The organism is Aeromonas aquatilis, from assembly GCF_054052405.1.
Map to the genome: position 1 here is coordinate 21,471 of NZ_JBSTYP010000055.1, position 10,401 is coordinate 31,871.

Genomic DNA, 10,401 nt, shown 5'->3' on the forward strand with positions numbered 1-10,401 from the left:
TCCACAAAAAAGATTCAAATGAGGTTTATCTCCTAAGGCGTGACATTGCTCGTTATTTCGCCTTAACATGGTCCTGCTGGACTTAGACCACCCGGCTTTGTATGACCACTCAGGACCCAGACCATGACCAAGCTACACATCCGAGATCTATCCGCAGTTTGCTCCTGTGGAAATTCCTGTATTGCCAATAGGTCCCCTGTGTTTATCAGTCACCGGAGGTGATGTGGATCTGACCTTGCTGAGGATGTCTGGCGGGGTTTTGGTTCCATCCACCCCGGCAGATGCAGAAGTTATTCGGTTGATGCCTATTGGTACCACTATCCAGGCTCAGGGTAGGGGACGCCGTAATCCCGCCTTCCACCGCAGATTCTTTGCCTTACTCAATCTGACCTTCGACTACTGGGAGCCAACTGGCGGCTTAGTCTCGCCAGCAGAACAGGGGATCTTAGACCGCTTTGTTCGTTACCTCTCACGCTTCGGTGCCACCCATACCTTAGACCAAGCCAAAGAAGAGTTCATTGACCAACTTGCCAGCCTCCGAGTAGAGCGCCATGGCCCCCAGGCCGAGAAGTCATTCGAGGTGATGCGTAAATGGCTTACTGTCGAGGCCGGCTACTACACCATCGTGATACTGCCGGATGGGGGCATACGGAAGGAAGCCAAGAGCATTAGCTTCGCCAAGATGGGGCAGGAGGAATTTGCAGATCTCTATCGCGCTGTCTTCGGCGTTTGCTGGCGCTATGTCCTCAGCTTGCAGTTCAGCTCTGAAGTTGAGGCTGAGGAGGCTGTCACTCAACTAATGGGATTTGCCTGATGAGATTTGAGACGAGCCCGATCCGTTCTCAGGCGCTCCGTGATGACGCCCGAGGCCAGCTCTGCAAGCTTCAACTGCCCGGTGTCTGTATGGGTGGCACCGACACTACCGTTCTGGCTCACCTGCCGAGTACCCCACACGGCATGGCCCTGAAGGGGGATGACCTAGTGGCGGTTGAGGCATGCTCTGCCTGCCATGATGCTATCGATGGCCGACTTTTTTATGACTGGGAACCTGGGGAGCGAGAGGAGGTGATTTATTCCGCGTTTACCCGCCAGTTGCACAGCTGGGTTGTGCGGGGGCTAATCAGCGTCAAAGGCGCTGCATGAGCCATTTGCTTTTAATCAGGACCAAGACCACACGAGGACCAACTCATGAGCTACTCACTCGAAATGGCATTGCGACTGTTCTCACCGAAGGGGGCACTCCATGAGCCAATCAGCGGTAACTTCAACGCCCTGAGGCGGGATGAATTGATTGGTGCCCTACACATGGCAGCTAAGGATAATCCACTGGGCCTGCAGTATCTTATGGCCGATCACCTGGTAGACCCGCAAGCTATTGAAGGGTTGCTGGCCCACTTCAGCACCAATCTTGGTAGCGACGAAGTGGGCGCGATGGCTCTGGCTATCTTGCTGAGACGCCCACTGCCAGAACAGCTGGAACGCCTGGTGTTGTCCCATCCTTACTATGACAAAGAGCGCCGCCGGGCAGCTGTGGTGATGGAGAAGGCCAAGCGGGCGCACCGTCAAGGTAATGACCATGAGTATCAGCGCCTGCTGGATGAGCGTAACGGGATATTGAGTGCAGCCCAGGATCGCTGTGCGGATGAGATCCTGCAAATTGGGCGCTGTCCGTACTGTGCCGGAACCGGTCGGCGTCAGCGTATTGGTGGGGAGTGTCATAAGTGTCATGGAACTGGGCGGGTGGCTCCTGACATCACTCTGGTTTCCCGTCGATTCGGGGAGACAGTACAACAATCAGTTGAACGCTTGGTGGATGAGGCGATCCACCAAGCGTCTGACCTGGCCAGGCTCATGGACCGGCAGGTGTGCGAGATGCAGGCAACATGAGTGTGAATATATTACTCAATATTCCAAATGAGGGCAGGCTAAGGCTAGGAAGTTGATGATGCCAAAGCCTGTGACACATAGCTATTTAGTCTTACAGAAGGGGGGCTAGAACGCTGATGCACGGCCTTTATTTTTAATGATGAAACTGTCTCTATAAACATGTCATTGTGCTGATAATGGAAAACTGCTGAAATATGCTAGCAGTTTAATGGCAGTTCACTCTGAATATAATCTGCGATATGGTTTATAACCTGGTTTACTACAAATGGCTGGCTTTCTCGACGTCGATAGATTAGATATATTTTTTGATAAAAGTTAAATTTGTAGTCAAACAATGGGATTAATCTTTCTGACTCAATATAGTCTTGCACTGTATAATATGGCGCATATACGATGCCTAGCCCATTTATAGCCATTTCAATAGCACTGGACATGTTGTTGCAACTTAGCTTGCTTTTTACATTTATTCTGACATGTTCACCGTTGATGGTGAAGCTCCACTGGTTACATTTTTTGGGATAGAGAGCATTATCATTCCATATAATGCATGGTAATTTATCCAAACTACTCAGGTCACCCAGAAAAGAGTTGAATAAGTTGGGCGATCCAAAACAATTGTAGCCGATTTCAGCTATTTCTCTGACAATGACAGAGTCATCCTTGGGGAGTGTAGAAGACATAATTAAGTCCCATTCGTCATTGTGATCTGGCTGATACTCACCTAATGTCGCAATAAGTTTGATGCTGATGTCATTGTTCAGTGTGCTGAAGCATGGAGATATTTTACTAGCGACGAAGTTCAAAGCGATGTTATCACCGTAGATATAAACATCGCCACAAGATGACGATTTATAGCTGTCTATAAATTCATATAAATCACCATATGCATCTAATATTGCATCTATTTTCTTTATAAATGTACGGCCTACCGTGGTTGTAGTTACACCACTATTATCTCTGTTGAAAACTTTAAAGCCAAGAGACCTCTCAAGATCGCTTATTATTTTGCTTACATATGGCTGATGTGAGTTAAACTTAGCTGCCGCAGCACTCATACTCTGCAAGTCATCAACGGTCTTGGCTATAATCAGAGATTTTATTTTTAAAGATGAGATTCTTTTCATTTTACCTTACGCTGATTAGCTGTAGTTAAAGTTATATTATTCCATTTTTCCTACATAACTGACATACGAGAATCGTTATGTCAGCATATATATTTTTTTTGGTGACAGCCGGCGATTAGCTGTGTAAAAAGGCATGGTGTATATTTATTGCAACTTTTAGCTTCTTAATTTAGATCTGTTCTGGATCACAGTATTTTAAGTTTTCATGCTGACCAGATGATGTGGGAGGGATACGGTATGTCTGGCCTGATTGCTGCACTGAGAGGGAAAGGGGTCGATCTTCAGCCCTATCGAATGATTGGCATTGAACGGGTTGAGTCATTTAATGAAAAACGCAAAGGTTTGTTCAACCCTACTATCATCAACTCCTTCAAACCTGTTGTACAAGAGCTATTTACAGCAACGTCACTGAGAGCTCAGTTAGATGGTTTTTCATCATTTTCTCAATTGGAGGAGGGTGACTTAGAAAGCGAACGTCTATTGGAGTTATTCTACAGACCTCAGAATGATATATCCCCAGTTAATTTTTATAATTCCTGTGATGCGATATCACTCATTGAGCTTACATTATTACAACTGAGCGATGCACTTATCAATGCGCGTAAGGAGCGAGCGACAGACTTATTTTTAAAAGTGGAGTCACGCATTTTATATGCACTAGATGAGGCATTGGTATACTTTGCGACAATTTTTGGTTCATATGGTATTAATTTATATATTGAGATTAGTCATCGGCCATTTGTTTCTAACAACATCCCTATAAGTACACTGATCCGATTGCATGAGCACGGCGTCAATCTAGTTTTAGATAATTTTGCATGGCGTGGTGGGGATTGGCGAGAACGTTATATTTCAAGTGGGATATTTTGTTGTGTGAAGCTTGATACACCACCATTATTACAAAATGAAATTAATAGCTTCAAGGATTCATTGTTGCTCTTTCAGGAAAAGTATAATCTTAAAACAATAGTTGGGAAAGTTGAAACGAAGAGACAAAATGAGATTGTCCTTTCCACAGGGTGTTGGGCAGTACAGGGGTTTTATTATTCTAGACCTAGGACTGTTAAACTAATGGACTTGCATTCACTGTGAAATATAAACATATTGATAGGCTTTTTCTAGAGAAGCCAAGGTTTTACAATATGGCTATTCTTATAGTATCAATTGTATTTATGGTAGCCGCCATTTTTTTATTGTTTAACTATGAAAAACGAAGTCTTTCTCTCGAGAGTGAGCGGTATGCTCGTAGAGCAGTAGTAGAAATAAATAAAATATTTAATGAAGTTGAACGGGGTATTGATGAAGTATTCAAATCCAGCACAACACATATCTGCTTATCATCAATTAATAATTTAATAGATACGGCAACACGAAATCCTTACACCATGGTGTATTACGTGGTCGATAAATCAGGAGGCGAATGCTCATCTTATAAGGATAATTATGGGGGGATAGCAAGCATCTCCCAACAGATGAAGGATATAGATTTAAATAAAAATGGTGTCTATCTAAAGGTTTTCATGAATCGGCCGGTTTTTTTATTGGTACGCAGTCGCCAGGGCGTCAGTGTGGTTGGATTTGTCGATCTTAGATATATTACTGACCTGATAGTAGATAATAATGACATGAGTGATGCCATAAGCTATGGCTTGACTATTGATAGTAAGCATGATGCTAAAATACTTAACTCGATAGGCTTGGTTGCACCGCTAAATGATAAACCAACAATAAACAGTAGTTCTGAAAAATATGGTTTTGGCATTACTGCTTATATGAAGAGTGATGCATATATCATGATGGCTTTTCTTAAGATTTATGGATGGGCTGTTTTTATAATAATAGGGCTTTCAATTGTAATTCTTATTGTGCTGTATCGTTGGATCAATAAAATCGACTTCATTTGTCAAGATATAAGAAAAGGGATCCTGCATAATGAATTTATCCCCTATATCCAGCCCATTGTAGATAGCTTAACCCTTGAGGTTATCGGAGGCGAAGTGCTTGTTCGGTGGCAGCACCCCGTCTATGGTTTGATCAGCCCCGCACAGTTTGTTGAAGCAGCAGAGCGTTCTGGGGCTATTATCCCCATCACCGAGCAGTTGATGAACACGGTTGCTGCTCGGCTTAGTTCCAGTGATGTGTTGGTTTCTTCTAAATTTACTATTAACTTTAATGTGACGCTGTCGCAGCTCATATCACCAGATTTGGTTCAAGTCTGTTCGAATTTTATCTCTGCTTTTGAAGGCAATGCCAGGCCGCAACTGTGCCTTGAAATCGTCGAACGAGGTATGCTGGATGACCACACTGAATTACAAATGATCTCCGCATTTAGAAAGCTTCATTCAAAAGGGATCTGTTTTGCGGTGGATGATTTTGGAACCGGCTATTCTTCACTCAGACATGTTTATTCATCTTATATTGGTGCAATCAAGATAGATCAGTTGTTTGTTAAAGACATTGATAGCAATAAAATGGCTTATGAGATTGTGATGAATATCATAGACTTAGCTTCTCGTATCGGGGCTAAGGTAGTGGCTGAAGGTATTGAGAAACCCATGCAAGCAAAGGTTTTAAGCAAGATGGGGGTTAACTGTTTCCAAGGCTATCTCTATGGAAAGCCAGTGCCAATGGATACATTCATTACCTCTTTCATGAGGAAGCAATGTCTACACCTGGCCGTGTCTACTAGATGAGATTTGAATGTGCCTCCAAAAATTGGGGGCTTCAAAACGCAACAAATAACATTTAATTTACTTCTTTTATTGTTATTTCTTTAAATGGAACTTGTGCTTTGTTATCATGATGGCGTGCCAGTCGTATTTTGTGGTCATGAACTACATAAATAGTAACAGCGTTATGGTGGATATAGCATGAGTGAATTTCTTAAAGTGTTGATGAATGTTCGCAGTCTGCGGGCTACTTTGCGTGAATTGACCATGGAGCAGTTGCAGGACGCGAAAGAAAAATTTGATGCTCTTTTCCAGGAGCGCGAAGAAGCAGTCCTTAAAGAAATGGCAGCAGAAGAAGAACGTAAAGCCAAGCTTGCAGAATTCCAAGCCCTGCTCAAGGATGCCGGCATTGACCCAAGCGAACTGCTGAGCGCCGGGGCTGGGGAACGCAAAGGCGCCAAAGAACCGGCTGCCAAACGAGCTCCTCGTCCTGCGAAGTACAAATATACCGAAGATGGTGTAGAGAAAACTTGGACTGGCCAGGGCCGTATGCCCAAGGCAATTGCAAAAGCTGTAGCAGATGGGGCTTCTCTCGAGAGCTTTGCTATCTGACAACAAATATCAGGTGCTGATGTGAGCAGTGCTCAGCGTTAGTATCTTCTAAAGATGGCCAGAGTCCCCGTGACCCTGGCCTTTTTCATATCTGGCCCGCCTCGTGCGGGCTTTGTCGTTTCTGGGGGGATGGGACATGGCGAAAGAGGAAGGGTTCGCGACGGCTGCCGCTGCTGCAGGGGTAGCCAAGACGGCTCCGCCAGTTGTTGTATCCGGCATGGTAGCCTTACCACTATTGACATCGGTAGCTACCGCATAGAAAAGCGTGTTCTGAGAGCCGAAAGTAGTAACGTCGAGGGGAAATTGGCATAGGCTAGCCTGCCATAGCCAGTTAATATCTAGAAGATTTCCACCTTTCATAAAGCGCAAAGGGAAATCTTTTGCTCGCATAGAGATAGCGCACTGATGAGCAATTATATTGAAGGTCATCGCTGATAGGCGTGGATTGTTGTCATTCTAACAGGAGTGATATGCAAAAATATCAATGTACAGAATTATGAAATAAACCTTATAGTGGTAGGGCCTAAAAGGGTTCCATCAAATAATTCAATCGATGTTGTTGATCGGTGTTGCCTATTGTTATCGGTGTAGATAAAACTCCACCATCATATTTCAGGAGGGAATGTGAACATACAAGGGATAAACCATTTTACAATTCGCACTACACTTGTTAATGAAACTGCAGATTTTTACTCCAAAGTAATAGGAATGGCTATTGGCCCACGTCCAGCATTCTTGTTTCCAGGTGTGTGGATGTATGCTGGGGGAAAACCCATCCTACATATAGTGTCTTTTATTGAGCCTAATCAACATATGGATGCCTACTTAGGCCAAAAAAAATTTGCAGAAGGTTCTGGCTGTGTCGACCATATATCTCTTCAAGGTACTAATTTATCAGAAATGCAAGATCACCTAATTGCTATCGGTGAGTCATTTCGTGAAAGAATTATTCCTGAAATATTTGAACATCAACTGTTCCTTGAAGACCCTAATGGGGTAACTATTGAGTTGATTTTTCCATACTCTCCTGAAGATAGAGTAATGGGGGAGGCCATGCCAGAGATGATGTTTATCTCATGATAAAAGATTAATTTAAGTAATGAGGGATGCATTGTTTATTCTGCAAATTTATATAACCCACGGCAGGGTATAAATATGGATATTGTCATTACACCAGAAGACCGTATTAAAGAGTTAGGGTTGAAATTACCAATAACGGCTCCAGCGTTGGGTCATTATGAGCCATGGTGTATTGTTGGGAATACGTTTATGACATCAGGGCAATTCCCATGGATAGATGGAGACCTGAAATATAGAGGTCGATTAGGCAAGGAGATTAACTTAGAACAAGGTTATGATGCCTGCCGTCTTGCTGCATTAAATGCTATATCTCAACTTAAATCAGCTGTTGATGATCTCTCTAAGGTTTCTCGAATATTTCGAATAGAGGGCGTGCTCAATGTAGCTGAAGGTGTTGATTTTCATCCTAAAGCGTTAGATGGGGCATCTGATGTAATTAATTCCATTTTCTCTGAGTGCGGTCGGCACACAAGGATGATTTGGACGAATCCAGTGATGCCAATGAACAGCGTCTGTCTTGTCTATATTTTTGCGGAAATATGTAAAGAACCTTCATGTTGAAAATAACAATGAGATTACCTATTTAAAATGATGATCACACGCAGATTAAATAATTTCAATGTGAATTTTTGAAGTTGCCATTTTGGCTCTAAAACTACGTTTTTATAAAAATGAGGGAATATATGACGTTTAAATCAAAGAGAGTTTTGTTTTTATGTCTTCCTTTAATCAGTGTTGGGGTTTCTGCTGCAGATTTTAATCTGTCTAGCCAAGATGTTAAGGAAGGGGAGAACATACAGGTTAAGTTTCTTGCAAATGATTTTGGTTGTACAGGTGATAACTTGCAACCAACCCTTTCATGGAGCAATCCGCCAGCTGGAACCAAAAGCTATGCAATAACATTTTATGATAAGGATGCAGATACTGGCAGTGGTTTCTGGCACTGGATGGCTATCAATATCCCACAGAATGTAAACACGCTAGTTGGATCTAACTCTCCTGCTGGTATGGTTGTGAAAGCAAATGACACGGGTAAGAAACAGTATTTAGGGCCTTGTCCTCCAGTCGGTGAAGTACATACCTATAGCTATACAGTACATGCGTTGGATACAGATAAGCTGGAAGCTCCCGCTGATACGACAGCCCCGCTAACTGGATATTTCATTAATAAACATACAATTTCAAAAGCTTCTCTTGATCTACGTGTGTCTCGTAATTAGTAACTGTTGTATATAAGGATAATTAATAAGGACAACTTATGAAAGACAAGATGCACTGGCTAGTGGTGTTGACAGGTATGATATCATTTGTATCTGTTTTGACTTACATAAATCAGTTTGATGGTGCTTGGTCAACAATCTGTATGTTGTTATTCTCAATGTTGATCCCTCTATCCGCACTGCTCTTTCGTCGAAACAATGTTGTTTGGTTTCTATTTGCCACGTTTTTTACAACTATTGTGGTCAGAAACGCAGATCAACATGACTGGTCACAGGTTGGTTGGTGGACGGCACTAACATATTTTCCATTGTTGCTACAGCTCATTTTTATCCTGCATGAGGAGTATCAAAAGTATGGCTCACAGTCGATGGCGCTCTCTTTTATTCGCATGTTCATCGGTTTTAACTGGCTGACTCACTGTACGGAAAAATTGTTTGTTTCCAATCATGATGCTGGATTGGTAGGTTTTTTCCAAACGGTGGTTGGACCTAATACTTTTGGTACCATGCTGAGCGAGCAGTTTGCCGTCAATATGATTATTTTTGGCGGATTAGTGGAACTGACTGCCGCGATCTCTCTGGGGCTAGGTGTGCTATCCCGATTGGGCGCTTTAGCTGCAGCACTCTATCTGATTGCAGCTGAAGTAATGAGCGGGCATTTTGGGGTGGGGTATACGTGGATGATGCCCGGCGGGGGGTGGGAAGTGCCGTTTTACTTCTTTATGGTGACAATTCCCTTCATGCTGCCTCGCAGTGGTGGTGCGATATCACTGGATAAAGAATGGCGGTTGTCACGCCGTTTTGGCGAGCCCATCGGCAAAGCCACAGGATTTTAATACCGGGGGTGGTGGTTGGCTGATATTGGAAACGAGCCAAAGCATTAGTTGCGGCGGTTGAATCCACACTCGCTCAGCGTTAGTATCTTCTAAAGATGGCCAGAGTCCCCGTGACCCTGGCCTTTTTCATTTCTGGCCCGCCTCGTGCGGGCTTTGTCGTTTCTGGTGGAGGGCGCATGGCCAAAGAGGAAGGGTTCGCGACGGCTGCCGCTGCTGCAGGGGTAGCCAAGACGGCGCCGCCTGTCGTGGTGTCCGGCATGACGTTGGCAGGGTATTCGCTCAATGATTGGGTGCTGGCTGCAACGTTGATGTGGATTGCCGTCCAGATGGGATGGTTTTTGTGGCAAAACATCATTCGACCCCGGTGTCGGCTGGATGGTGAGTGATGAGCAAGGTCCGCATCGCAATCGCTGCACTCACACTGAGCGCCGCTGGTTTTGTTGGGATCCTGAATCGGGAGGGATTCCAGCCAGTGGCTTACCCTGACCCGGTACACGGCACCAAACTCCCCACTATTGGGTTTGGCAGTACCGAAGGGGTCAAGATGGGTGACACCATCACGCCCGTTGCCGCAGTGAACAGGAGCCTGCGGGAGGTGCGATCGTTCGAAAACGCCCTCAAGGCCTGTATCAATGTGCCGCTCCATCAGTATGAGTATGACGCATATGTCGAGCTCTCCCACAACATCGGCCCTGACGCCTTCTGCAGCTCTACCATCGTGAATCGCCTGAACGCGGGCGATTACCCGGGAGCCTGTGAGGCCATCTTGCTGTTTAAGCGTGCCGGCAAGCAGGACTGCTCTGCGCCGGGTAACCGGGTTTGCGCTGGATTGTGGAAAGACCGGCTGCGCCTCAATGCTAAGTGCAAGGGGGAGTGATGGAGCTGTTCCCGCAAAGCAGAGCGCTGCCATTTCTGGCCGGTGCTTTGCTGATTGCTGTATTGGCCGGTGGCGGAATCGCGCTGTACCAGTCAG

General features: G+C 44.7%; 13 protein-coding genes. 12 read left to right on the forward strand and 1 reads right to left on the reverse strand.

The features are described from left to right. The first annotated feature begins 223 nt into the window (after positions 1-223). From ACW5W8_RS18740 to ACW5W8_RS18750, 3 genes are read left to right on the forward strand one after another with little or no spacing between them, the layout of a single operon-like run. Positions 224-814 carry a DUF1367 family protein gene (locus ACW5W8_RS18740; protein ID WP_498629477.1) on the forward strand — a complete coding sequence of 197 codons (591 nt, stop codon included), beginning with the start codon at positions 224-226 and terminating at the stop codon, positions 812-814. Next, positions 814-1,143: a nuclease domain-containing protein gene (locus ACW5W8_RS18745; RefSeq protein WP_498629479.1), complete on the forward strand. Its 330-nt coding sequence runs from the start codon at positions 814-816 to the stop codon at positions 1,141-1,143. The genes ACW5W8_RS18740 and ACW5W8_RS18745 overlap by 1 nt, the downstream gene beginning before the upstream one ends. Before the next feature lie 45 nt (positions 1,144-1,188). Further along, positions 1,189-1,887 (forward strand): TIGR02642 family protein, encoded by a 699-nt coding sequence (locus tag ACW5W8_RS18750; protein WP_498629481.1) that lies wholly within the window; start codon positions 1,189-1,191, stop codon positions 1,885-1,887. A gap of 197 nt (positions 1,888-2,084) precedes the next feature. Here ACW5W8_RS18750 and ACW5W8_RS18755 read toward each other — a convergent pair whose 3' ends face one another. Then, complete coding sequence (locus tag ACW5W8_RS18755) at positions 2,085-3,011, reverse strand: LysR substrate-binding domain-containing protein (protein WP_498629483.1); 927 nt, start codon at positions 3,009-3,011, stop codon at positions 2,085-2,087. Positions 3,012-3,248: 237 nt separating this feature from the next. On the opposite strand from ACW5W8_RS18755, the gene ACW5W8_RS18760 reads away from it, so the two are divergent. From ACW5W8_RS18760 to ACW5W8_RS18800, 9 genes are all read left to right on the forward strand, one after another. Continuing rightward, positions 3,249-4,103: an EAL domain-containing protein gene (locus ACW5W8_RS18760; protein ID WP_498629485.1), complete on the forward strand. Its 855-nt coding sequence runs from the start codon at positions 3,249-3,251 to the stop codon at positions 4,101-4,103. Between the two features lie 50 nt (positions 4,104-4,153). Next, positions 4,154-5,704 (forward strand): EAL domain-containing protein, encoded by a 1,551-nt coding sequence (locus ACW5W8_RS18765; protein WP_498629487.1) that lies wholly within the window; start codon positions 4,154-4,156, stop codon positions 5,702-5,704. A 177-nt stretch (positions 5,705-5,881) separates the two neighbouring features. Next, positions 5,882-6,292: an H-NS family histone-like protein gene (locus tag ACW5W8_RS18770; RefSeq protein WP_374841658.1), complete on the forward strand. Its 411-nt coding sequence runs from the start codon at positions 5,882-5,884 to the stop codon at positions 6,290-6,292. Between the two features lie 624 nt (positions 6,293-6,916). Further along, positions 6,917-7,372, forward strand: a complete 456-nt coding sequence (locus ACW5W8_RS18775) for a VOC family protein (protein ID WP_498629489.1) — start codon at positions 6,917-6,919, stop codon at positions 7,370-7,372. A gap of 75 nt (positions 7,373-7,447) precedes the next feature. Next, positions 7,448-7,933 (forward strand): Atu1372/SO_1960 family protein, encoded by a 486-nt coding sequence (locus tag ACW5W8_RS18780; protein WP_498629490.1) that lies wholly within the window; start codon positions 7,448-7,450, stop codon positions 7,931-7,933. A 122-nt stretch (positions 7,934-8,055) separates the two neighbouring features. Next, positions 8,056-8,592 carry a YbhB/YbcL family Raf kinase inhibitor-like protein gene (locus ACW5W8_RS18785; protein ID WP_498629492.1) on the forward strand — a complete coding sequence of 179 codons (537 nt, stop codon included), beginning with the start codon at positions 8,056-8,058 and terminating at the stop codon, positions 8,590-8,592. Between the two features lie 38 nt (positions 8,593-8,630). Beyond that, positions 8,631-9,428 carry a DoxX family membrane protein gene (locus ACW5W8_RS18790; protein WP_498629494.1) on the forward strand — a complete coding sequence of 266 codons (798 nt, stop codon included), beginning with the start codon at positions 8,631-8,633 and terminating at the stop codon, positions 9,426-9,428. A gap of 176 nt (positions 9,429-9,604) precedes the next feature. Further along, positions 9,605-9,814: a hypothetical protein gene (locus ACW5W8_RS18795; RefSeq protein WP_033136419.1), complete on the forward strand. Its 210-nt coding sequence runs from the start codon at positions 9,605-9,607 to the stop codon at positions 9,812-9,814. Then, positions 9,814-10,305 (forward strand): lysozyme, encoded by a 492-nt coding sequence (locus ACW5W8_RS18800; RefSeq protein ID WP_498629496.1) that lies wholly within the window; start codon positions 9,814-9,816, stop codon positions 10,303-10,305. Before ACW5W8_RS18795 ends, ACW5W8_RS18800 begins: the two co-directional genes overlap by 1 nt. Positions 10,306-10,401 lie beyond the last annotated feature (96 nt).

What these genes read in the sequence shown, in the direction of transcription:
- ACW5W8_RS18750 (WP_498629481.1), top strand. Translation starts at nt 1,189, where the DNA reads ATGAGCTACTCACTCGAAATGGCATTGCGACTGTTCTCACCGAAGGGG.
- ACW5W8_RS18770 (WP_374841658.1), top strand. Translation starts at nt 5,882, where the DNA reads ATGAGTGAATTTCTTAAAGTGTTGATGAATGTTCGCAGTCTGCGGGCT.
- ACW5W8_RS18760 (WP_498629485.1), top strand. Translation starts at nt 3,249, where the DNA reads ATGTCTGGCCTGATTGCTGCACTGAGAGGGAAAGGGGTCGATCTTCAG.
- ACW5W8_RS18800 (WP_498629496.1), top strand. Translation starts at nt 9,814, where the DNA reads ATGAGCAAGGTCCGCATCGCAATCGCTGCACTCACACTGAGCGCCGCT.
- ACW5W8_RS18785 (WP_498629492.1), top strand. Translation starts at nt 8,056, where the DNA reads ATGACGTTTAAATCAAAGAGAGTTTTGTTTTTATGTCTTCCTTTAATC.
- ACW5W8_RS18790 (WP_498629494.1), top strand. Translation starts at nt 8,631, where the DNA reads ATGAAAGACAAGATGCACTGGCTAGTGGTGTTGACAGGTATGATATCA.
- ACW5W8_RS18795 (WP_033136419.1), top strand. Translation starts at nt 9,605, where the DNA reads ATGGCCAAAGAGGAAGGGTTCGCGACGGCTGCCGCTGCTGCAGGGGTA.
- ACW5W8_RS18755 (WP_498629483.1), bottom strand. Translation starts at nt 3,011, where the DNA reads ATGAAAAGAATCTCATCTTTAAAAATAAAATCTCTGATTATAGCCAAG.
- ACW5W8_RS18780 (WP_498629490.1), top strand. Translation starts at nt 7,448, where the DNA reads ATGGATATTGTCATTACACCAGAAGACCGTATTAAAGAGTTAGGGTTG.
- ACW5W8_RS18765 (WP_498629487.1), top strand. Translation starts at nt 4,154, where the DNA reads ATGGCTATTCTTATAGTATCAATTGTATTTATGGTAGCCGCCATTTTT.
- ACW5W8_RS18745 (WP_498629479.1), top strand. Translation starts at nt 814, where the DNA reads ATGAGATTTGAGACGAGCCCGATCCGTTCTCAGGCGCTCCGTGATGAC.